This is a genomic window from Paenibacillus sp. VT-400 (assembly GCF_001029205.1).
Taxonomy (GTDB): Bacteria; Bacillota; Bacilli; order Paenibacillales; family Paenibacillaceae; genus Paenibacillus; species Paenibacillus amylolyticus.
Genome location: NZ_LELF01000067.1, coordinates 3,557,487 through 3,582,293, shown reverse-complemented (window position 1 = coordinate 3,582,293; position 24,807 = coordinate 3,557,487). Strand labels below are relative to the sequence as shown.

Here is a 24,807-nt window from a genome sequence, read left to right as displayed (position 1 = left end):
TTTTATATATATTCAAGATCAGGAAGACCTAAATCTGAGAAAAGACCACAAAATGACAAAATGAAATTACCGCGAAATGACATTGCTCACATACAAATCAATTGTTATGATGTCCATACCTATTAAACCAAGTTAATTAATCGGCATTTGGATGTTTACTTTGAAAATGAATTAGAAATTAGGCACACTTTAAAAATCAATTTCAACCAGTGCAAACGTAGTGGAGGGGACGAAATCGATTCTGAAGAAACGTAGTGTTCACCTTTATCTCCGGATTTCCCCTTAGAAAAGGGGATCAAAAAATCTGGAGATAACAGTGATCGTAAGAACGATTCGTAACCGGAACGGCCAAGTTGCAGAACAGTGATCTTTTTTTTAACATGAGACTTTATTTATTCATAGAAGGGATTGACTTTTGTGAGCGAACACGAAGAGATGAAGTTTGGATGGTTTTTGCCTACAGCAGGGGATGGTAAGTATGTAGGGGTTGCTCCGGAGCGGGAACCAAGTTTGGATTATCTGGTTGATGTGGCACAGACGGCGGAGAAGGCAGGATTCGAATTTGTACTGATTCCGACAGGGGGAGCCTGTCTGGACGCGTGGGTGGTTGGCTCAGCTGTGATGAGTCACACGAAGACATTGCGTCCCCTTGTCGCCATTCGCCCGGGATTGGTTACACCCGTACTCGCTGCACGAATGGGAGCCGCACTGGATCAGCTCTCTGGTGGTCGCGCCATGATCAATGTAGTGACAGGCAGTTCTGTTCGAGATCTGGAGGAACTCGGCGATCCACTGGCACATGCGCATGATGAACGCTATGTGCGGGCGAGCGAGTATATGGAAGTCATGAAGCGTTCATGGACTCAATCGACGGGACTGAATCTGACGGAGTTTGCAGGTAGTGGTTCAAACTCTGGTGCAGATGCCCCCAGCGATCCCAATCCTGAATTCAACGGCCAGTATTATAATTTCAAAGGACCGGTAGGCATGCCGGAGACGGTGCAAAATCCGCATCCACCATTCTATCTGGGAGGAAGTTCTCCGATTGCCAAGAAGGTCGCTGTTGAACATGCGGATACGTTCCTTATGTGGGGCGAGCCTCATGACTGGATTCAGGAGCAGATCGAAGAGATTGAGGTCATCCGTCAGCAGGTGAAAGAGGAAACAGGACAAGATCGTCAATTGCGTTACGGCATGCGTGCTCAGGTACTCATTCGGGATACCGAAGAAGAAGCATGGGCAGCAGCTTGGGAGATTATTAGCAAAGTACCACCAGAAGCGATTGAGAAAGCCAAAGCCGCTTTTGCCGAGACGGATGCAACCAACCAACGCAGACAGAACGAGCTACGGGAACTGTCCGAGAAGCAGCAGTTTGTTGTAGGTCCTAACCTGTGGACAGGCTTGTCCGTTGTGCGTTCCGGGGGTGCGATCCTCATTGTAGGTACAGCCGAACAGGTCGCAGAACGTCTGATGGAATATGGAGATCTCGGCGTTACGACTTTCATTCTGTCCGGTTACCCGCATCTGGAAGAGGCCGAAATCTTCGGACGTACCGTGATGCCGATCATTCGCGAGAAATGGAAAACAAGACAGAAGCAGCATCAAGTTACTACTAACTAAGTAAGTTTAACTAATCTTTTTATACGAAAACGGAGAGGACAGAACCGATCTGAAGAAGCGAAGCTAAAAGCTTTCTGAAAGAAAGCTACTTCGTAAGCATCATCTTGCCTTTATCCCCGGATTTTAACCATTGAGAAAAATGATTCAAAAAATCCGGGGATAACAGCGATCGGAAGATGGTACTGCACTCGGAGTGCCCCGTGTAAAAACTTTCGTGCAACTTACATTAATCATCCTCAGGAGGTCGTCTTTCATGAAAAAAAATAAAAAATTGATCCTGCCGCTTGTCAGTATGCTGGTGATGTCCATCCTGCTGTCAGCTTGCGGCGGTGGGGATAATGCGTCATCTGGAGAGAACGGTTCCTCGGGTTCAGGTAAAGTTACGATCAGCTTCATGCACTGGCGTGGAGAAGATGTGGAAGCACTGAACAAAACCATTGACGCTTTTGAGACAGCTAATCCGAACATTAAAGTGGAGATGCAGACACTGCCCTCCGATCAATATCAGTCCACCGTACAATCCAAAATCAGTGACGGTTCGGTAGGAGATGTATTTGCTTCCTTCCCGGGTGCACAGTTCGAAGCCTTCACGAAAGCAGGATTGTTCACGGACCTGACCGGATCATCGTTTCTGTCGGCCTACAATTCAAAGCTGATTGAATCAGGACAGCACGATGGCAAGCAATATGCGATCCCGTATCAACTCGTATATAATGATCCAATTTATAATGTAAAACTGTTTGAACAATACGGCTTGACGCCGCCGACCGATTGGGAAGGCTTCTTGGCCCTTTGCCAGAAGCTGAAAGACAATGGCATCATTCCGATTGCCTTTGCCGGAGCGGACATTGGCCCAGGGCAATTCATGAATACAATGGTGATGAACAATGCACCGAGTGACGACATTTTTACCAAAGTGGAAGCTGGCGAAGCCAAACTGACGGATGAGTTTTGGGTGAAAACGTTGACTCAAGTCAAGGAACTGAACGATAAAGGTTACTTCCAGCAGGATGCACTGGGTACGAAAGACCCTGCGGCTGGAGCGCTGTTTATTCAAGAGAAAGCAGCCATGCTGGCGAGCGGATCATATCAATTGGCACAGAACAAGCAGCAGAATCCTAATCTGGAGCAAAAACTGCTTGCACCGATTACAGTAAGTGCAGATCAAGCGAAGTATGAAGGAGTGCATACTACTACGTTCATGCTCGCGGTGAACAGCAAGTCAAAACATCCGGAAGAAGCGAAGAAGTTCCTCGAATTCCTTAGCAAACCCGATGTAGCGAGTGACTATGCCAACCAAACGGGACAAAATGTAACGGTGAATGATGTGAAGTACGATACGCCTGAGCTTCAGGTAGCCGGAGAATGGGCAACCAAAAAGACCGTGTTCCAGCCACGGTTCACCATCCTGAACGGAGATAATCAAAAAGCAGTAACCAACTCCATCCAGGCTGTACTGAGCGGCACTTCTCCAGAAGAAGCAGCACAGCAGGCACAAGCGATCATTGATCAGCATATCGGGAAATAAACGATGAAAAACCGTCTTCAGCTATCCCTGTTTCTGATCCCCGGGTTGCTGCTGTACGTTGGATTGTTCGTATTTCCTACATTGACGGGGCTGTTCTACTCCTTTACGGATTGGGATGGGGTATCCCCGTCGTATGCATTTGTAGGGCTGGATAATTACAAGGACAGTCTCAGCAGCATCGTATTCCGCAAAGCCTTTGGCAACAACGTGGAGTTCATGTTAACGGTTGTTATTGCACAAACCTTTATTTCACTTGTCCTGGCTCTACTCTTGGTACGTAATACCAAGACACGCATCGTGCTTCGGGCATTGTATTTCCTGCCTGCGATTCTGTCCTCCGTATCGGTTGGACTGATTTGGGCATTTATGTATGATCCATCTATCGGACTAATCAACTATGGACTGAATGAAGCTGGGATGAGCAGCATTGCTCGTAACTGGATTGGAGATCCCAAAATCGCCATCTATTCCATCGCTGCGGTACAGGTATGGGCCCATGCCGGACAGATGATGATTGTATTCATCGCAGGTCTGCAAGGTATTCCGGCAGAACTGTATGAAGCGGCTCGCATGGACGGCGGCAGCAAATGGCAGGTATTTCGTACCGTGACCTGGCCACTGCTGGCACCTTCGGCAACGATTGTTGTGGCCTATACGACGATTCAGTCGTTCAAGGCATTTGACCTCATTTTCACAATGACGGACGGAGGGCCGAACTACGCAACTGAAATTTTGACAACATATATCTATCATACCGCCTTTGGCAGCTATTCATTTGGTCTGGCTTCTGCCGGTTCCATGATCTTCCTGGTGTTGCTCGCGCTCTTGACGCTGTTGCAGTTCAAGGCACTGCGTGCCGACCGGGTAAGCTATTAAGGTTGATGATGGAGCATTCATCCTGCAACCGAGGCAGAAGGGAGTCCACATGTTTTTAAAATGGTTCAATCGCCTGATCTTATTGGTGTACGCGCTGCTGATTCTGGTGCCGCTGTACTTTGTGTTTGTATCCTCGTTCAAAACAAGCAGCAACTTCTTCACCAGTCCGTTCAGCTGGCCGGACCCGTTTACGTGGGATAACATCACTGGCATGTTCCGCAATCAGCCGATGTGGCAATATTTCGGGAACAGTCTGGTCGTGACGCTTGGTACTGTTGCAATTGAGTTGTTGCTGAGTAGCATGATTGCTTACGCCATTGTCCGCTGGGGCGGTAGTGTAGGTAAAATCGTGTTTGCTCTGTTCGTAGCAGGTCTGATCGTTCCTTCCCAAGTGAGTATGCTGCCGATCTATTCTCTCACGCGTACACTCGGGTGGTCGGACAGTCTCACGGGATTGATTGTCGTATCCGCGGCTATGCTGATGCCTGTCTCTGTATTTATGCTGACAGGCTTCATGCGCATGCTCAATTCGGAGATTCTGGAAGCGGGCAGTATGGATGGAGCAAGCGAATGGAGACTCTATACGCGAATTGCACTGCCACTGGCTGCACCTTCGCTGGCGGCAACGGCTACGTTCCTGCTCGTCATGGTATGGAATGACTTGCTTATTCCGATGCTGATGCTCAGCAGTAAGTCCAAGCTCACTTTACCGCTCGCGCTTATGCAGTTCCGCGGAGAATACGTGACGAACTATCCGATGATGCTTACGGGTGTGCTGGTAACGGCCATTCCGATGATTGCATTGTTCCTTCTGCTCCAGCGTTACTTTGTTGCAGGTCTGACAGCGGGTTCACTCAAGGGGTAAGGTATCGCAGAAATAGGAAGGAAAAGCTTATTTTGCATTGATTTCTGGAGCATTCTGCATAATAATGATTTAGTGTCAGAATGACTACATAGAGATCAAGGGAGCTATAAGTGATGAGCAAACTGGAAGTATTGCGGAATCCCAAGCAGCGCAAGCTGCTGTTCAGTGCCGGCATGAGCTGGCTGTTTGATGCGATGGAAGTTGGCATGATCTCCTTTATCGTGGCTGCACTCGCCAAGGAATGGAGTCTCAGTCCCGGACAAGTTGGCGTGCTTACGAGTATTAACTCCATTGGTATGGCACTAGGTGCTTTGCTTGCAGGTGCACTTGCGGACCGTTTTGGACGGAAGGCCATACTGATGTGGACCTTGTTAATCTTTACGATTGCAAGCGGTCTGTCTGCATTGGCGACTGGATTTGCCGTATTGTGTGCACTGCGTCTGGTTGCAGGCATTGGACTCGGCGGAGAGCTGCCCGTGGCATCCACACTGGTATCGGAGTCGATGCCTACAGCAGAACGTGGACGTGCCGTTGTATTATTGGAAAGTTTCTGGGCAGGAGGCTGGATTGTATCGGCGCTCATTGCCAACTTTGTCATTCCGGAGTACGGATGGAGAATTGCTTTTGCCATTGGTGCACTTCCGGCGTTCTATGCATTATATCTGCGTCGTGCCATTCAGGACCCGCCGCGGTACAAGAATCATACCAAGCTTCATAAAATCACGTTCCGCGAGAAAGTGGCTACCGTCTGGTCAGCACCACATCGCCGTACAACGTTGATGCTCTGGATTTTGTGGTTTACCGTCATTTTCTCTTATTATGGAATGTTCCTGTGGCTGCCTTCGGTTGTAATGGCAAAAGGATTTACGTTGGTCAAAAGCTTCCAATACGTGCTGATCATGACGATTGCACAGTTGCCAGGTTACTTCACCGCGGCGTACTTCATTGAACGTTACGGTCGCAAGTTCGTACTTGTTGTGTACCTTACCTTGACCGCATTCAGTGCGATTGCGTTCGGACTGGCAACAACGGAAGCGACGATCCTGACCGCAGGAATCTGTCTTTCCTTCTTCAATCTGGGAGCCTGGGGTGGTCTGTACGCCTACAGCCCGGAATTGTATCCGACTTCCGTTCGTTCGACAGGTGTTGGCCTTGCCACATCGGTTGGCCGAATCGGTGGCGTACTGGCTCCATTAATGGTCGGTATGCTGGTTCAACGCGAAGTGGCAATCAGCCTAATTTTCACGATTTTCTTCGTGACAATCCTCATTGGCGCAGCAGCTGTACTGTTCTGGGGCCGGGAAACGAAGGGTCAGGAACTTGCTGAGTAATTGTCAATAAATACAACGCAACTTTTGTACGGGTCTGCCAGCCTACGAAAATGCCGGGTTGGACAAGCGTTGTAAGGTTGATAGAAGAAGGGGTATGACCATGGTGTGACCATGGGCTCATGCCTCTTTTTGTTATGTTCGGTGTCGTTTTTTCACTGCGTCATCGGTCCGATAGACTTCATTTTTTCTATATCCTATAATGACACTCGGGATGTCCAACCGTGAGGATTCAGGAGGAAGATGTGGGATCTGGATTCAGAAAAGTGGAGGTTAATGGAATGATGAAGAATAATATTGGAATGGATCAACCGAATGAAATCAATGAAAAGAATATGATAAGTGAATTAGATAGCGTAAGTGAGATGACAGAGATGAAGGGGGGAAGCCATATGAACAGTAATGAACGGACTACAGTTGATAGCACGAATGAGGGGCTGAATCCATTAACGTTTGCTGACAACATGGAACCTATCACTGTCAGTCGGAAAGTCACTCATGGGAAGGGTAACATGGCTGGCAAAAGAGCAGGGCGGGTCAGTATGCTTCTCGGTGCCTGCGCATTGACTCTGGGCTTGACCGTGGCAGCTCCTTCTGCGGGAGCACAGAAGTTGGAACAGGGCGTTCGTAGCGAGCATGTGCTGCAATTGCAGGAGCAATTAAGCGATCTGGGGTACTTTGACGCCGGAATGACTGGATATTACGGTACCATCACCAAAGGTGCTGTCCGCAAGTTCCAGCAGGCGCAGGGACTGAGTGCAGACGGTGTTGCTGGTCCAGCGACGCTGAATAGGCTGAACAAAAAGGCCAAAGCCGAGGGCGAGACGCTGCGCCAGTTGGCGAAGCTGATCCACGGTGAAGCGCGCGGGGAGTCTTTTGAAGGGCAAGTCGCTGTAGGAGCGGTTGTGTTGAATCGGGTACATTCGAGTGAATTCCCGTCGTCTATTTCGAAGGTTATTTTCCAGAAAGGGCAATTCACGGCTATAGATGATGGGCAGTTTAATACCAAGCCAACCCAGACTTCTTACAGGGCTGCTCGTAAGGCATTGAATGGCGCTGATCCGACAAACGGAGCGCTCTATTATTACAATCCGAAGATCGCCACTTCGGTGTGGAGTAAGAGCAGGCCAACGCTGCTGACTATTGGGCAGCATGATTTTACGAGATAAGATAGTTTGAGTTTATAGATAGAACAAATGTATTTTCTTAATACAACAAGGAACCCCGGCTGTATGCTGCTCATCTGCAGGTACATGGCCGGGGTTTAATAATTATTATATCGTGGAAAAATGGTATCTTAAAATTGAAGCAAATATAAGTTTAATATTACTTCTGGACCGTGAAAGGGATATTCAATGAAGTAGGCTCTACAATGGTTTCTCCAGTGTCATAGTCATAGATTCTATTGAAAACCAATTCAATGGATTCCAGCTTGTCGGGGTCATCTGTATATACTAAACCATAGCCCATATTATCCATGACTACGCCGTCATATTGATGATAAACATAGGGTTTTCTCATGAAATTACGATCTGCTGAGATAGGTTTACCTGTGTTTGGATGGATGGAATTCAAACCGTAAAATCCGATGTTTTGATCCGTTGTATTTTCCACACTGTAGATGATTTTGATATAAGTTATATCAGGACCGATATCTTCTTGATTCAGAATAGAAATGTTTTTACGAGTATCATCTGGAATATCACTAGCCTCTAATAATTGAGCATCCATCATATGAATAGTTAATGGGCCGAATTCAATACTTTGCTTCAGAGGGACAGTTTTTAACAATTTTAATTGTCCGCCGTAATCAAATGTACCTGTATCTCCGGATTTGGATAGAAGCGGGGGTAGTGCGCTTTCCAAAAGCTTGTCCTGAAGAATTTTAGCGGCCTGCTCAAATTGATTATAGTCTGGTTCAAGTCCTTTGTATGTTAGTTCAGAACGGAAAGGCTTTAAACCGGATTCCAAGACAAGTTCAGAATAAGCAGGGTGAGGCAGTAACGGATTTACTTCCAGTTGTGTAGATGTGGTATCATTGGAGCTGTCTGAACCGCCCAAAAGTGCGAGAGCGAGCAGTAGTTGAACAATAAACATAAGAAGCGGCACCCTTTCTCTTAGACCCTATTAATATAAATGTATTTTATTTATAATCATAACAAAACAGATCATGGTGACTCATGAGAATATCGACCCAACTTCAGGTAATAGCATATTGACAAGTTTTGATCTGATATAGTAGCAAGGGCCTATTCCAAATAAGCGGGTTCAATCAGTTTGTTAAAATTTAGGATCATTAGAATATAAATTAAAGTCAGGGTGAGTAAAATGAAGTTGCTAAAGACCTCATTAGTTATAATTGCACTAGTTGTCATCGCTTCTTTATCATGGTATGGCTCTTATAAGAGTGACATGAAGAAGCTGGAGGATGATTTGAGAACATATTTAACCGCCGAAAAAGGAATAGATGGGAATACGATTATAAGCATCACCGCTCGTCGAAGCAAAATGCCGATGTATCCTGTTGTCGTCAAATTCAAGGACAATCCGCAGGAATATATCTACAACTTTACAGATGAATGGATTCAGCTGACGCCTAATCCGAATGAATAAAGCAATCATACTTACTAAGACAAAAGAAGATATTATGCTTCACCATTGGATTCGCCTGTCCAATCCTGGAAAATGGATAACGATAAAAAAAACGGTAGATTAAGGATGGATTAACACGATGAGAATTATCATATTACCAGCTAAAAAGATGAAGATCGACACCGATCTTATGGCTATCGCGCAGATGCCGCAATTTATAAATTACTTATATTCAAACACGAAAAATACCTCAGCAGATCAAAGATTGGCTAACTAAAAAAGGGATTGGATTCAAGGGATTTTTAGATTAAAGATAAGGGGGATTTTGCATGTCTGTTTCAATATCCATTGAAATAAGTTTATCAAAGCAAATCTCAAGAATGACTATTCTTCGCAAACTCGAAGATTTCGGTTGGTCTTATAACGATCAAGGAAAAGTAACTTATCTACCAATTGGAGACGATAATTACTTTAATTGGCGGAGCAAATCAATTCCTCTAGAGGAGTTACTAAAGATTTTAGTCATAAAGGATAATAAAAGAGAATTAATTGGAGTGGCAATGACTTGGAAAGATACTGATGTAGGGGGAACATTTTTAATTGAAGAGAATGGTACCATACTTATGAGTCCTGATATCAATCGAAAAGTCCTTGATGTAGAAAGTTATAACAAAATAACTGACGTAAATTGGTATGCAACTAAACTAATACCTGTATTTGGTCAATTATTTGAGTCTATTTCTTATAATGAACATGTATAATTTCCTACGCTTAAACCTTGGGGCAATGTCCTTAAGGTTTTTTCTTTTTGGCCGATAGAATAGAAGTTTCTAAAAGGATCACTGATTGTACTTATATTAGTTGTCATAGCTTCAGTCACATGGTACGGCTCATATAAGAATGATATGAAGAAACTTGAAGAAGGTTTAAGAACGTATTTAATCGTTGAAAAGGGTGTGGATGAACATGATATCATTAGCATCACTGCTCGTCGCAGTAAAATGCCGATGTATCCTGTAGTCGTCAAATTCAAGGACAATCCGCAGGAAGTTGTATACACCAAGAGAGAAGAGCAATGGATGCAACTATGGCCTGATCCATAATTCCTAGATCAATTGATGATCCCTTTCTTGATAGGAATAACTGGATACTGGACGTCCCTCACTCCCCATCTTCTTCTCTACTTTATCTAATAGTAGTTCAAGCGATGAATATCCTTGAAACCTAATACGAATTTACAAAGTATATATAAAGGAGGATATAATTAGTTACCATTTATAAATTTGTACTCGGTTACATCCATAGAGGGGAGGACGGATATGCCATTTATTGGGGGGATCATTTTAATTTTTATCCTAGCATTTATTCTATGGTCATTAATGTTCCCGCTATTCAATAAAATAGGTAGTAGAATTTTGAAGAAATACAATACATTCAAACAAGAGGAGAATGGTGATGAAAAATTCAAAGACGTTTAGGGTAGGGGCAATTGCGGTTGCATTAGTTATTATTGTGGGAGTGCTAATGGTGACCTTCTTTTTAACACGAATTCCTAATGGATATGTTGGGGTCGTTTATTCACCAAATGGAGGCGTAAAAGATAGCACACTGAGTCAAGGGTGGAAACTCGTTGGAGCGTTTGATAAAGTGACGAAATATCCTATCCGAATTCAAACGGTGGAATACAGAGATATTCAGATTGCTACTTCTGACGGGAAAAACATCACAATTGATTTTGCCTACAACTACCAAGTAGAACCAAGTAAAGTATCCTCTATATTCAATACATTTGGGCCAATTAGCATTCAAGAAATTGAGGATACATATCTCAAAACACGTTTCCGTGACGCAGCTCGTAAGGGGATTTCCAAGTTTACAGTCATTGATGTTTATGGTGAAAAGTCATCCGAAGCAGGAGTAGACGTGCAACAACGTTTTTCTGATGACGTTAAAGAATTAGGCTTTATTGTATCAAACGTTACTGTAGGTGTTCCTCAACCTGACGCCAAGACTCAGGAAGCAATCGATAAGCGTGTTGAAGCTTCTCAAGAACTGGAACGTAAAACGACTGAACTGGAGATCGCCAAGAAAGAAGCAGATCGCAAGCGCGTGGAAGCGCAAGGTAATGCAGACAAACTATTGATCGAAGCAGAAGGTCAAGCTAAAGCAAATAAAGAACTTCAACAATCATTATCGAGTCAACTCGTTGAATATGAAACCATCAAGAAATGGGATGGAGCCCTTCCATATGTAAGTGGGTCAAATACGCCAATGATTCAATTGCCGACTACAAAAACAGAGCAAAATAGCGGCACGGGGAGCGTATCTCCCTAATAGCGGTTTGAGTTGCACGCCTTGCTTTCTCACCAATTGAATGTGTTGAATTCTAATGAACAAGCCGGTCCAATCGTGGGCTGACTTGTTCATTTTGAGTCTTTTCAAAGGTACTACGAGGGATTTAGTTAAGCCTTGGCATTGGATTCGCCTGTCCAATCCTGTACAATGGATAACGACAAAAACAACGGTAGATTAAGGATGGATCAGCACGATGAGAATTATCATATCACCAGCTAAAAAGATGAAGATTGATACCGATCTTATGGCTATCGCGCAGATGCCGCAATTTATAAACGAGTCAGAACAGCTATTGAGTCTGCTTCAAGAGTTGTCCTATGACGAACTCAAAGCGATGTGGAAGTGTAACGATGCAATCGCCGAACAGAACGTGGAGCGGATTCGGAATATGAATATAAAGGAAAATCTGACACCAGCAATATATGCCTATGAGGGTATTCAGTATCAATATATGGCTCCGGGTGTTTTTCAAAATGAGGAATTAGAGTATCTTCAGCAGCATTTACGCATATTATCCGGTTTTTATGGCATGTTACGGCCTTTGGATGGGGTTACCCCTTATCGGTTGGAGATGCAGGGCAAGTTGCAAGGTCCGGGCTTCAAATCGCTCTATCAATTCTGGGGCAGCAAACTCGCAGATCAGCTTCAATCAGAAAGCAACTACATCCTAAATCTGGCTTCCAAAGAGTATAGCAAAAATATTTTGCCTTTTCTGAGCGAGGAAACCCGGTTCATTACTTGTGTATTCGGACAAATGGTCAATGGGAAGCTTGTTGAAAAGGCAACCTGGGCTAAAATGGCCAGAGGTGAAATGGTACGTTATATGGCAGAGCATAAGATTGCAGAGGTGAAGGACGTAAGAAACTTTGATCGGTTGAATTTCGCTTTTTCAGAAGAACGATCCGACGAGAGTACGTTTGTTTTTATACAAGCAGAGGTACAGTAGCTGCTGTGCGCTGATCATGTACCAGAATGATAACTATTTGATTCAATTAAAAGTCGCCAACTGGCGGCTTTTTTATTTTTCAGATATTAAATCTAAGTCCTAATCTAAATAGGAAAGATAAACTCAATTGAAAAAGCATTTGAACTGCATCTAATCTATTATTCTATTTTGTATCAGGGTAATGACAGGTTATATTTTAAATTGTTATCTGAGATATAAAAGGAAAAAAGTCCCTGAATTTAGGGACTAATTTACTATGTCCTAAAATAAGGAAAATGACGATAATGATTTATCGGACTCCATTTATACATCTGTTGAGGGAAGAAATGGAGAAAAAACATAAAGGAGGAATATAAATTCCATGAGTTTAAGAAAAGGTTTTATTGTTTTTCTGATGGCTTTGTTGTTGATTGGAACCATGTATCCGACTAGCGGTTATGCGCTTTCGGATCAATCGGATGCCATAAAAACAACTGAAAGTAGCGCGGAGAATGTTGATGTTTCTATGGAGGAATCAGCTTTAACAGACGGCGAGTATCTGGATGTTATTGATCCGGATGTCCACGAAGAACCAGAAGGTGTAGACGAAGTTATCGAAGAAGCAGAAGATGAAGCGACGGTAACTGATGATACATACGGGGAAAACTCTTTCTCTCCTCAAGCTATGGCCATGGCAGACGGAACTTTGACCATGAGTCCCGGAGATTCCTATACGTTCACGAATAACGGAAGTGCCGCAAGATCGTTAAGTACCAATGCCGCGACTTCAAGAAGCAGTGCATACGATTACGTTATTTATAGACCAGATGGCAGCATCATGAGCGAAAACATGAATTCTATTAGCAGTTTGTCGGTAGGTTCGGGGTATACAGCTGTGGTGACATCTACGGGTCAAAATCCGTTTACAGTGACAATTCGTTCCGAATTTTCCTACAGTGTATCAGCTAACCCAGCCATGCTTAGGGTTACGTTATCCAAAGGAGAGAGCTATCGATACTTTAATGAAGGGACACAGTCAAGAGTTCTAAGTGCCGATACTTCCACAGCTCAGGACAGGAAGATAGATTACGCTTCATACAAAGAAGATGGTAGTCTTGTAGCTTCCAATTTCGAAACGACTGGGAAACCTTCACTTGCGGGAGGGAACGAAATCATTATTACTGGAGCGGGCTCACAGCCTGTTAGTGTTGGTTTTCCCTATGAAGTCTATACCGGTGAATGGAGCGATGAGCCAGCCTATACGCGTACAACGCTATATCAGGGAGATAGCTACCAGTTCACTAATATCAGTTCCAAATCCGATGCACTCCAAACGGATGGAACGACCAAAGATAAGCATGATTACGTTGTTTATCTTCCGGATGGAACGGAAAGTTCTACAGGGACGAATACGACCACTAAACCTACTGTAGCAGCAGGAAGAACCGCCGTTGTAACTTTGGTTACAGCAACGCCTGTAACATATGGTGTGCCCTATCGGACATTTGATGTCCAAAAAGCCGGTGGCGATGCAATTACTCGAATCACTGTATATCCTGGAGAATCTATGATTTTCAGTAATAATGGTTCGTTGGCCAATCCGATAAAAAACAATGCCAGCAGTTCCAATGGAGCCCTTTTTGACTATGTTCTTTATACAGCAGAAAACGTCGTTCATTCGGATGGATTCAACAAAAATACCAATCCGATCATTCGTTCACAAGGTTACGCAGTCGTGACTGTAGTTGGGCAAGTCCCAATTGAGTTTAGTTATACGGATGATTTCTCGGTTGAAGAAAGCATGGAACCTGCGTACCATCGCGTAACACTCAAACAGGGAGAAAGCGTGACATTTTGGAATAACACTACTGATCGGGAATATCTCGACAGTGATGCGTCCACCACCCAAGGGCGGATTTTTGATTACGTCACCTATTATCCAGATGGTACAGAACGGAGTACAAGAAAAGCAACAACGGTTGAACCTGTTGTTTTTTATGGAAATAAAGCAGTGGTCACGGGTGTATCCGCTCAACCTGTAACTATAGGTGCGATTTACACCATTTTTGATGTAGAGGATCGACCAAATGAAGCACTAACTAAGATTACCGTATCACCGGGTCAATCGGTCAAATTCCACAATGGGGGTTCCCTCAGCAACCCAATACGGAGTAATGCTAAGAAAATAGGTGCACTGTTTGATATTGTCGTGTATAAGGCAGACGGCAGAGCACATAGTGACAAATTCAATAGCAACGTAAGTCTCGCTACCATTCCTTCTGGTGGTGAAGCCATCGTTACTGTAGGGGGAAGTACACCTGTATTATTTGAATACACGGATGATTTCTCTGTCGTGGACAGCCAGGAACCAGCTTATCTGCGCGTTACGTTGAACAAGGGTGAGAGCTATGCCTTTACCAACATAAGCTCAGATCCGAAAAGGCTCCGAAATGATATTTCCAGCGGTGAGGGACGGGTGTATGATTACACGATTTACAACGTAGATGGAACAGTGTCAAGCAGTAGAACAGCAACAGCGATCGAGGCGTATGTCTTGGGTGGTAAAAAAGTTGTTGTTACCAACATCTCGGATCAACCCATAACGTATGGTGGGATTTACCGCGTTTTCCGTGGACAAGATGATCAAGTCCCTTCACCAGAATCGGAAATCACTGTTAACCAAGGGCAGAGCGCAGTATTTACAAATCCGGGTTCGGAACCTGCTCAAATTGAACGAATCGTAGGAGTAACATCCGTTGTGGATTATACAGTCTACGATAAATCTAATAAAGCATTGTATTTCGTGGAAGGTATGAGTCATGCAACATGGGATATTCCAGCAGGTGCAACGCTTGTTGTTACCGTAGTATCTACGGAACCTGTAACGATTAAATATCATTCTCCTGTGACAGCCAGCTCAAGTCAGGAGCCTGCACTTATCAAGCGGAATTTGACGCCAAATAACACGCTCTTGTTCTCGAATACCTCACCTTATGAGGCTATACTCGTTGGTTCTCCTTCTGAAGGAGGAACCTATGATTACGTTATTCGGAATCAGAATCAAGTGGTTATTAAGGAAGGAAAGAACGCTACAGGAGGACAATTTGTACCTGGAAAGTCTGACATTCAGGTGCATAACGTGTCAGCTCAAACGCTGAAATTTGTAGGTGCTTATCGGCACTTTACGGTCAAGGAAGTGGAAGTGGAGTTTCTGACTTTGTATGAAAACACAGAGACGGCGCTTCCGACAGTTCAGCAAGGGAATGTATACTACCGTTTTAGTCCGTATAGCTCTGACAAGTATCGGATTGCCATAAAGGAATCAGGTGATTTTTCTATTGAGCCTCGGATCGAATTGTATTCAGATAAGGAATTGAACATTCCGGTAGCTGCTTCAATAGAGCAAGAACAGGTATATGGTGAGCAATATACTGTTCTTGAATGGGAGCTTCAAGGTGGACAGAATTATTATCTCAAGCTAAGTGAAAAGGATGGAAAACCGATTCAGGGAGCCATAAAAGCAGCATGGATGAACATTCGTAATGACAATAGCTATGAGTACGGCTATGGCAATCAATTGCTTAAAGTCGTTCTATTTACAGGAGATCAAATTGTGTTTGAGTATGATCGCAACGGTAATTTAACGAAACGAACGAAAAAGATTTTCCCATTTAATTAATGATTGTCTAAATCTAGGTTGAGGTGATGGAGTGTTTAAGAAAATAACGATTATTTGGTTATGCGTCATATTGGTTCTTAGTGGGTTCGGTTCTTTTGGATATGGAGGACAAGCAGCAGCGGCGGCAGAAGGTAGGGATTCCCTCCCTTCCGCTACCTACATTACTATCCATAGTTTAAAAGAGCAATTTGGTATCAACGAAGATTGGATTGAGAAAAAACTAGATCAAGGTTACTCGCTGTACCAGTTGTATAAAGCTTTACAGACAGATCGCACAGGCGGCGAGGCTGCTGAAAAATGGCTAGAAGCACAAGAAATAAGCGAACCGATTCAAATGGAGGGGCTACGCCCTTCCGGATCATCACAGCAAAATAACTTCTCAATTAATGCTCTTAATGAGGATGCTCCAGGTACAGGAACAACCGTGGACGAAACTGGACTTAACCATGTAGATATCCGAGATGACGCATCGCTTTATATGACGTCTTATGGAGCAGAATCCATCTCAACCGCTACAGGGGAAATGATGATTCAGAGTACTGACCTTTCTCTACCTGGTCTCATTCCGTTTGATCTGACACGCGTCTATGACAGCGCTAGAGCGAGTGGACAGCTGGGCGTTGAATATGACGAAACGACACAGACATATTCCAATATGGTTACGCCACGCAAGGAAGAACTCTCTGCTGGATTGGGGCAAGGCTGGCGTTGGGACATTCCTTTCATGGAAAAGCGTGGTGAGAATCAATATATTCTGATTCCAGGCGTGGGCTATTACCGCTTAAACTCGAACCTGGAACTGGAAGGTTACGTATGGAATGACTTAACCGTTAAGCGAGATGCGACCGTGACTGTTGATGGCGTATCTAGCAGTTATCGTCTATCCATCCGTAACGGCTATGATTATCTATTTAATGAAGCCGGAGAACTGTTGCAAATTACAGATGGCTACCGCAATAGCGTGAATTTTGACTATACGACATTGAACGGAAACCAAGCTATTGCACGAATTGAAAACAGCGAAGGTCAGGCGCTGACATTTGCTTATGACAACCTGAAGGTTACTGTACAGCTTGCCGGAACAGATCGGAAAGCAACGTACACGCAACGCGAGGACGAAGGCATTCGCATTTTGCGAGAATACACGGATGCTCTCGATCGCACAACGACGTATACGTACTATTATCCGGAATCCAAATTCAATTTCCTGCCTGACTTGCAAAGCAACCAAAATGCTCAAGGTGTGATGCATACAGCGTTGCTATCGCGCATTACAAGCCCTTCATCAGCTATAACGGATTATGCATATATTCCAGCGCTGAAGCAGATTGGCGAAGCTTCCTCCCATTTTGTATTCAAAGTAAGAGAGCGCAAAAGCCAGTTTAGCACAACGGATGGCGAAGGCGTTCTGGACAAGGTTAACTTTGAGTACTCTGGAGAAGATCTGGAAGCATACGGTCAATCCGCAACATGGACAACGAAAGTGAAAGCAGAGAACACCGCAGATACTTGGACGTTCTCCAAAACGTTTAGCGCTGCAGCTCATCCAGATTTGGTTCGCGCAGATAAGCACACGTTAACTGGAGATGACGTGACTTATTCCACGGAGTTGCAGTACGATAACCAGACGAAGCGAAACCTTCCGACTCAAATGACGGAGTGGGTTAGTGAGGGTGGACGTGCAGGCGAGAAGCTAACCACGACCATGACCTATGATACCAATGGAATGGTGACTTCAGAAAAGCGCAGTACCGGACAAGAATCCACTTATGCGTATGAAACGAGTAAGGCTCCATATCACTGGATCAAACCTATTCGTTCGACCAGCAAGATTAATAGTACCTTGGAGAGATACACCGAAACAACCTATAACAGCCAAGGTTCCGTTCTGCGGAGCACAACTAAAAATGGATACGGCGGGCAGTTGCTCACTGAATCGGAAGTGAAGTTGGATGATAAAGGAAGAGTCACCAGCACCACGGATAAAGGCGGCTATTTAGCTAAAGACAGCGTAGCGACGTTGAGTTATCAGGCTAATGCAGGGCATTTGGTGAAATCCAAGTCCATAACCGTGAATGATGCTGCTGGTAAAGCAGAAGCCCTCGTGGAATCGTATCAATATACGAATGCTGGTGAACTGGAAAAGACAACCGATGCATCCGGGGAACAGGAATCGTATCAGTATGATAAGAGAGGGCGACTTCTACAAATTGTCCATGCTGATGGTACGAAATCAACTACGGCGTATGATGATGTTAAGAACATCATTACAAATACATCGGCTGATGGCATTGTCACAACCGAGCGGTATAATCCGTTAGGTCTTTTGGTAGAAGAGCAGACGGCTGAGGCTACGTATAAATACGCCTATGACCGCGAAGGTAATGTAACGGCTGTTGAGGATGCTGAAGGCAATGTTACGAGAGTTGTAGTCGACGCGTTTGGGCAAGTGATAGAGACGAAGTATCCAGACGGGACCACCGGAACAACCAACATTGATGCTGTGGCCCAAACGGTGACCTATAAGGATGCTGCTGACAATCGCACACGAGAGAAGAAGGATTTAATTGGTCGAGTGACGGCGGTGGAAGAATATAGGAATGGTGCATATGTTCCGTTACAACAAACCGAGTATGATATCGATGGTAACGTAATTGCATCTATCGATGGTAACGGTCAACGAACGACATATACGTATGATGCGCTTGGACAAATCACGACGGTAACCACACCGAAGCAAGAGACAAGTCGCTACTTCTATAGCTATCAAGGCCAAGTGACACAGATCGTATCACCGAATACGCAAACAGTCACAAAACAGTATGATGAATTGGGAAGACTCATCAAACAAACGCATCCGAGTCCAGCCGGGTATGCGACAACGTTATATTATGATAAGAAAAGCAATCTGATTAAAAAACAGGATCGACTTGGGAAAGTAACAGAGTATACGTATAACAGTGACAATATGCTCACAGGTATGAAAGCACCGGATACGAATGTATCCTATACGTACGACGAGATTGGCCGCAGAACATCGATGACCGATGATCATGGAAAGACCACGTACAGTTATCAAGCAGCAGATGGGATGTTGAACGGACTGACGTTCCCGGATGGGACACGACTTGATTACGAAAACAATACCCAGCAACGTCTAGGGTATACCTTAACGGATGCCAAAGGACAATCCTTGCGCATTCACGGCGAAGTAGATGCCATGAATCGGGTAACCTCCATGGATATTACCTCGGGTTCAGGAGGGGCTTCTGCACTCGCAGCATCGGGAACGACGCCTGTGGATCGGATGACATTCAATTATGCGTCCAATAGCTTGCTGGAGAAATTGTCGTTTGGCAAGGGCCTCAGCACAAGCTACCAGTTCAATGGCTATGACCTGTCGGGAATCACGATCTCTCAAGGAACATCTGCGGTGCAACAGTTCGCCTATGAATATGATGGTAATAAAAACATCACGTCCCGTACACAGAATGGGGAAACTGATCAATACACATACGATGAATTGAGCCGGATTCAGACCGAAACGGGCACGCAAAAAGAAACGTATACTTATGACCCGAACGGTAACCGGTACAGTACCGGAAGTGGTAAGGTATACGGTCTAAAGGATGCACAGTACACGTATGACAGCCAGAATCGTCTGATTAAAGCAACGGGTGAAGGCAAAACGGTAACCTACAGCTATAATGGAGATGGACTGTTGTATGAACGTACGGAAAGCGATCAAACGATTCGTTATTATTACGATGAAGAAGCCAAACTCATGGCTGAGGCCACTGTAACGTCTGGAAAAGTAGAGCTGACATATGCCTATATCTATGATCTGTATGGGCAATTATGGGCTCGACAGGACAAACAAACAGGTAAACTGGAATACTACCAATTGAACGGTCATGGCGATGTCGTTGGCCTTGTGGACGATGCAGGAAAAGTGCTGAACAGTTACACCTATGACATCTGGGGTGGACCGTTAACGACGGAAGAAACCGTACCGAATATGCTTCGCTATGCCGGAGAATATTGGGATGATACTGTAGGGCTGCAATATCTGCGAGCACGCTGGTATGATCCAGGTATGGCACGTTTCATTGGAGAGGATACGTACGAGGGAGAACTGAATGATCCGCTGAGTTTGAATTTGTACTCCTATGTAAGTAATAATCCTCTAAAATATGTAGATCCAAGTGGGCATCGCAAAACCTCAACGTATTACGAGATTGAGAAAATGCTAACTGCATCGATGAAAGGGGATAAATCTTACAAATCTAGCTTAAACAAAGTCTTTACTAAGGTCTACGGGGATAAAGGTGTTAAATTTGCCAATCTATATGCACAATTAACTCAAACTAGCGGTGCATTTATTAATTCCCCATTCAATGCGAATGTGGCTAAAGGTCAGTTGTTGTCAGCTTATGAAAACGGACAAGATAGTTATGATGTTAAGGTGGCATGGACCTCAGTAGCAGGTAGTTTTTTGTCTGGACGAGTAAATAGCGCAATTGGCATCAGCGGATCGTCTTCATCACTTCTTCCCGCATCTCGTTGGATAGCACGACCTACCTTTGATGCTCTTAAAAAACTAAGTTTAAATCAGCAGTTTGCTAGAGCGATGCAAAAAGGGTTGGCTAATGCCAGAAAGGGAGATAACGGTATTATTCTCCTATCGCAAGGTGAACAGATAACACATAAAGGAAATTTGTACATTGTTAAATTAAAAGTGGCTAAAGCTCCAAATCATGTACGAGTTTACGGCAGAATAGATGGAAAGGGAAACCTGATTTTTGATTACCTCAAATCTGGAAAATAGGAGGGACTCATATGGATTTAATTGATCTACAAAACCATTTCAATGAGACGTATCATTTTGAAAAACTAAAGGCAAGTTCAATTATATTCTTCGAAGAAATGATTGCTAATTGTCAAAATAATTATTTAAAAGAAGAAGATGATCATTTACCTGAGGATCTAAAATTAAAAGATTTTATTGTAGAGTACAAATGTATTGAGTTAATAATCAATGACCGAAATAGACTTTATCCTTTCTTTAGAGTTTGTCTTGAATTACTTCATCCTAAGACAGAGATCGCAGAATATTACTATGACATTGAGTATACAATTGAAGGGGAACTATCTGACGAATATTTCGGAAATAAGTTTCCTGGAATAGCCAAAAGCTAAACCTGAAAAATATCAAGTCATGTTAGTATCGCGTTATCTGATACGAACGGAGAGGTTACGTGTGTTAAACTAATTCTTCGATATTCTTTGCACAATGAATTAAATAGTGGTTTAGGGCTATTTTTGTGTGCACAGTAATCGAAGAATGGTTTAACACCGGGGTAACCTAGTTTAGTTATATGCGATTGGAATAGAGGTACCTCTATTCCAATCGCATATTTTGTTTATAGACATTGGAGGAATCCATATGATAGCACGATTACTAAAAGGTTATTATGTAACTCGGAGATGACCAACTCATATCAATATTCTGGGGCAGCAAACTCGCAGATCAGCTTCAATCGGAAAGCAACTGAATTCTAAACTTGGCTTCCAAAGAATATAGCAAAAATATTTTGCCGTTTCTGAAGGAGGAAACCCGGTTCATTACATGTTTATTTGGACAAATGCTCAATGGGAAGTTGGTTGAAAAGGCAACCTGGGTCAAGATGGCCAGAGGTGAGATGGTACGGTACATGGCAGAGTGTGAAATTACAGATGTGAAGGGGGGAAGAAACTTTGATCGGTTGAACTTGACTTTTCAGAAGAACGATCCGACGAGAGTACGTTTGTTTTCATACAAACAGAGGGAAATTAGTCTGCTGTGCAATAGGTGATTCTTGTACAAAGTCGGCCATTTAACGTCACAATAAGAAAAGTCGCAGGGATGTATATCCCTGCGACTGATCAAGAATCAAATCCGTGTCCATCAAACCTGATAGGATAGAAGAGTCGCTAAAAATGATTTTCTATCGCAAGCAGGGCAGAGCCATTCGCGCTTGTTAACGGATGATTAGCTCGTTCCAAAGTTGCTTAGGTGCGATCCGATCTGTGTCCAAAGCTGATGAGCTTTTGGGCTTACTTTCCGTATTCCTCAGGATAGAACCAGGATAGCCAATGCCTCCAATATTCATATTACATCCTTCCTGTTAACGAACATTAATCCAAGCGGTCCACTGTGTTGGAATATTAATGGAATAGACTGTACCTACAAATTGTCCCCCTGTAGTAGGCGCTTCATAAACCCAAGAATGGGCCCAAGCATCTACGACACGATCACCGTCCAGATCAATAGCTTCAGACCAGTTGTTAGTCATTGTATTGCCGGCGAGTTTGCCGTAGTGACTGCTGTCATAACCGATCTGGAAAGTAATACACTGAATCCAAGCACCACCGTGATCATTGGTTGTGGAGAGCGGGTTGTTATTGTAGCCGTAAATTTCTTGGCCGCCATTAGGAGATACGACACCGTATACATTAATGTGAGATACTTTCGGAGCAGGCGCAAACAGAACTGGACCACCCGCATTATCAGCCTTCTGCGATTCAAATTCAGCCTTAGCCGCTTTCACAGCTTCACTGAATTCTTTGGAATTAATAATTTCTTCCTTTGTCAACGGTTTGGCTTGAGTCACATCACCGTCTGCATAGGCAGCTACATTAAACGAAAGCACTAGAACAAGAATAAGAGCTAAACTAATCAATTTTCTCATAGCAATAAATTCCACCTTTCTTGTTATGGGTATTCTTTTACCAAAACATGCGGTTACGACAAATAGACCTGCTTGCAGTTTAAAGCCTCTTGCCCTCCTCTCTTTTAAAGATGGTTCTTCCCCTTTTTTCTTTACTAAAAAAGAAATTAAGAGGTAGAACTTTACAGGCTAGAAAACTCTATGAAGTAGGAATGTATATGTAAAATGAATGCCTGCCAATGATTATGTGTTGCAGGACAAAATGTAAAACTCATTTATACGCATTGATATCTTAGCATGGTAGGCTCTGATACCCATCTTGATAATATAAGATTCCAAAATAAATATTTAAATTGTAATATATTCCATTTATATAAACATATAGTATTACTACTGTCAGTATAAGTCAAGTTTATTAATTAATGCTATTATTTGTTAAAGGTGCTTGGTTGGATCAGCGCCATTCTGAGCTTACCGCGCTGCCCGATAAGAGGTTGCAGTCGACATAGTATTGAACTGTCCATTTTACACGGGAGTGAACTGACCTTTTTGAAAATGAATGTTACCTTCAAACTTTGTTTTAATGTTTAGTCTGTTCAGTGTTACCAGGCACGGAACGTCTCAATTAATGAATTGACCAACCTGTTATCACCAATGCCATAGTGCAGTTACATACTCATTTCTTTTGAAAGGATTCTTAGTATCCTTCGGAGATCCTGTCAAATGACTGACAAAACCAGTCCTAAAATGGACTGGCTTACTGATGAACATACTTTTGTAAGATCATCAATTAATCTGGGTATTATGGATCAGGAATAAGTTAGCGATGGCAAGGACTCTTTTGCTCGGAGCGAACCTTCGCCCGGCAGCCGCCCGAGATCATTTGCGTACAGATCATAGTAAACACGCTGGTATTAGTTGGCCTCATCATCATTTTAAGTAAGTTACTATAGTTACTGATGGCTGATTATCGAACTTGAAAAAAGAGCTGCTTCCACAGTTTTACAATTACCAGATGATGATGTGAAGACTTCTCAATTGACCACAAGGAAATGGTCAATGACCAGTAAGGGGAAGATACTACTTGAAAGTAAGAAAGACATGAAGAAGTGTGGATCAAAGTCACCTGACAGAGCTGACGCATAAGTACTCACCTTCGGCGAATACTTGATGGGATTACCTCATTCTATAATGCTTCCGACATTATGTAGCGTGTCAGTTAGTAGATAAATTTAGAGTCATTGTTTTGGACAATAAAGTGAACTAATTGAGGTGCGGATCATCAGGCCTTTAGACTGGGGAAGTGATCTCCTGCTTAGTGTTAAGTTATTCGCAACGTCATTCAGTATGTTAGACCTGGTGAAAATTTATAGTTAGGTCAATTTTGGAAAAATAATATTTATTAGAAAGGAAAATATAAGCTCGTACCTAAATTAACAAAAGGAGGAACAAAAAAATGCAAGACTCTAAAGGATTAGGACTCATTCCATCTCCGGTAGATAAAAGGGATATCCTAATGTCTTCTATTCTGCCGCAGTTCACAGTTCCGCAACGTTTTGAGGTTCAGGGTTTAACACCAATAAGAGATCAGAAAAACGAGGGAACTTGTGTGGGGTTTGCATGTACTGTAGGTATGAAAGAATGGCAAGAGCAGCAAGAGCATAAACATTATTTTAAGCTCTCCCCAAGATATCTATATCAAAAATGCAAAGAAATTGACGGGCTTCCTGGAGAAGGGACTTACATTCGTTTGGCTTTGGATATTTTAGCAACTAAAGGGGTGAGTGAGGAACATTACTGGCCGTATGTTCCTTGCCAACCGGGAACTCCTCAATCCGAGGCTGATGAAAATGCCGAACAATATAAAATTAAGGCATATGCAAGTCTGGATTCTTTAGAAACCATGAAAAAAAGTCTTTTGGTTAATGGCCCATTTGTTCTAGGTGTACCGGTGTATATGAATTGGTGGAAAGACGAGGTAGGGAAAACCGGAGAAATCCCAATGCCTAGTGACAGTCAAATGGTTGGAGGGCATGCGATATGTGTAGTAGGGTATGATGAGGGAACTTCAATGTTCAAATTTAAAAATTCTTGGAGTGAAAATTGGGGAGACAAGGGATATGGCTACTTACCATATGATTATCTCGAATTAAGAGATGATCGGAATAGGAAGTACTGCGAGGCATGGAGTGCCACTGACTTGATTAATGATCCTAAGTCGTTTGTAAAAGCTAAAGAGAAGGTTTTAGATCAACTGAATATTGAATACACTGAGGAGAATACAATTAAGTTCCATTAATTTTAATTTCAAATAGAATCTGATGAAGGC

Annotated in this window: 19 protein-coding genes; 17 read left to right on the top strand and 2 right to left on the bottom strand. The window is 43.4% G+C overall.

Annotation, left to right across the window (positions count from 1 at the left end):
* Positions 1-435 precede the first annotated feature (435 nt).
* From EL84_RS26445 to EL84_RS26420, 6 genes are all read left to right on the top strand, one after another.
* A complete protein-coding gene (locus tag EL84_RS26445; protein WP_047844427.1) occupies positions 436-1,620 on the top strand; it encodes an LLM class flavin-dependent oxidoreductase in 1,185 nt (394 codons plus the stop codon).
* A 253-nt stretch (positions 1,621-1,873) separates the two neighbouring features.
* Complete coding sequence (locus EL84_RS26440) at positions 1,874-3,148, top strand: ABC transporter substrate-binding protein (protein ID WP_047843662.1); 1,275 nt, start codon at positions 1,874-1,876, stop codon at positions 3,146-3,148.
* A 3-nt stretch (positions 3,149-3,151) separates the two neighbouring features.
* Positions 3,152-4,024, top strand: a complete 873-nt coding sequence (locus tag EL84_RS26435; RefSeq protein ID WP_017687487.1) for a carbohydrate ABC transporter permease — start codon at positions 3,152-3,154, stop codon at positions 4,022-4,024.
* Between the two features lie 49 nt (positions 4,025-4,073).
* Positions 4,074-4,889 (top strand): carbohydrate ABC transporter permease, encoded by an 816-nt coding sequence (locus EL84_RS26430; RefSeq protein ID WP_036674932.1) that lies wholly within the window; start codon positions 4,074-4,076, stop codon positions 4,887-4,889.
* Between the two features lie 113 nt (positions 4,890-5,002).
* A complete protein-coding gene (locus EL84_RS26425) occupies positions 5,003-6,220 on the top strand; it encodes an MFS transporter (RefSeq protein ID WP_036614537.1) in 1,218 nt (405 codons plus the stop codon).
* 278 nt (positions 6,221-6,498) lie between these two features.
* Complete coding sequence (locus EL84_RS26420) at positions 6,499-7,386, top strand: cell wall hydrolase (RefSeq protein ID WP_235431594.1); 888 nt, start codon at positions 6,499-6,501, stop codon at positions 7,384-7,386.
* A gap of 157 nt (positions 7,387-7,543) precedes the next feature.
* Here EL84_RS26420 and EL84_RS26415 read toward each other — a convergent pair whose 3' ends face one another.
* Positions 7,544-8,314: a hypothetical protein gene (locus EL84_RS26415; RefSeq protein WP_047843661.1), complete on the bottom strand. Its 771-nt coding sequence runs from the start codon at positions 8,312-8,314 to the stop codon at positions 7,544-7,546.
* Positions 8,315-8,650: 336 nt separating this feature from the next.
* Here EL84_RS26415 and EL84_RS33175 point away from each other — a divergent pair, with 336 nt between their 5' ends.
* The 10 genes from EL84_RS33175 to yaaA (EL84_RS31520) all read left to right on the top strand — a co-directional run bounded on the left by EL84_RS33175 (position 8,651) and on the right by yaaA (EL84_RS31520) (position 21,623).
* Positions 8,651-8,830, top strand: coding sequence for a hypothetical protein (locus tag EL84_RS33175; protein WP_370739102.1), 180 nt, complete (start codon positions 8,651-8,653; stop codon positions 8,828-8,830).
* Between the two features lie 308 nt (positions 8,831-9,138).
* Complete coding sequence (locus tag EL84_RS26405) at positions 9,139-9,570, top strand: hypothetical protein (protein WP_047843659.1); 432 nt, start codon at positions 9,139-9,141, stop codon at positions 9,568-9,570.
* Positions 9,571-9,651: 81 nt separating this feature from the next.
* Positions 9,652-9,912: a DUF3139 domain-containing protein gene (locus tag EL84_RS26400; protein ID WP_047843658.1), complete on the top strand. Its 261-nt coding sequence runs from the start codon at positions 9,652-9,654 to the stop codon at positions 9,910-9,912.
* A gap of 216 nt (positions 9,913-10,128) precedes the next feature.
* Entirely contained in the window at positions 10,129-10,287 is a 159-nt protein-coding gene (locus EL84_RS32340; RefSeq protein WP_200904545.1) for a hypothetical protein, read from the top strand.
* Positions 10,265-11,143, top strand: a complete 879-nt coding sequence (locus EL84_RS26395) for a prohibitin family protein (protein ID WP_082219137.1) — start codon at positions 10,265-10,267, stop codon at positions 11,141-11,143. The genes EL84_RS32340 and EL84_RS26395 overlap by 23 nt, the downstream gene beginning before the upstream one ends.
* Before the next feature lie 214 nt (positions 11,144-11,357).
* Entirely contained in the window at positions 11,358-12,110 is a 753-nt protein-coding gene (gene yaaA, locus EL84_RS26390; protein ID WP_047843656.1) for a peroxide stress protein YaaA, read from the top strand.
* 361 nt (positions 12,111-12,471) lie between these two features.
* A complete protein-coding gene (locus EL84_RS26385; protein WP_053061620.1) occupies positions 12,472-15,768 on the top strand; it encodes a hypothetical protein in 3,297 nt (1,098 codons plus the stop codon).
* Positions 15,769-15,799: 31 nt separating this feature from the next.
* On the top strand, positions 15,800-20,596 hold the full coding sequence (locus EL84_RS26380; RefSeq protein ID WP_053061619.1) for an RHS repeat-associated core domain-containing protein: 4,797 nt from the start codon (positions 15,800-15,802) through the stop codon (positions 20,594-20,596).
* A gap of 11 nt (positions 20,597-20,607) precedes the next feature.
* Positions 20,608-20,967, top strand: a complete 360-nt coding sequence (locus EL84_RS26375; RefSeq protein ID WP_047843655.1) for a hypothetical protein — start codon at positions 20,608-20,610, stop codon at positions 20,965-20,967.
* Between the two features lie 365 nt (positions 20,968-21,332).
* Entirely contained in the window at positions 21,333-21,623 is a 291-nt protein-coding gene (gene yaaA / locus EL84_RS31520) for a peroxide stress protein YaaA (protein ID WP_321163453.1), read from the top strand.
* A gap of 312 nt (positions 21,624-21,935) precedes the next feature.
* Here yaaA (EL84_RS31520) and EL84_RS26365 read toward each other — a convergent pair whose 3' ends face one another.
* Positions 21,936-22,499, bottom strand: coding sequence for a DUF4879 domain-containing protein (locus tag EL84_RS26365; RefSeq protein ID WP_047843654.1), 564 nt, complete (start codon positions 22,497-22,499; stop codon positions 21,936-21,938).
* A 1,435-nt stretch (positions 22,500-23,934) separates the two neighbouring features.
* Here EL84_RS26365 and EL84_RS30980 point away from each other — a divergent pair.
* A complete protein-coding gene (locus EL84_RS30980; protein ID WP_053061617.1) occupies positions 23,935-24,777 on the top strand; it encodes a C1 family peptidase in 843 nt (280 codons plus the stop codon).
* The last annotated feature ends 30 nt before the right edge of the window (positions 24,778-24,807 follow it).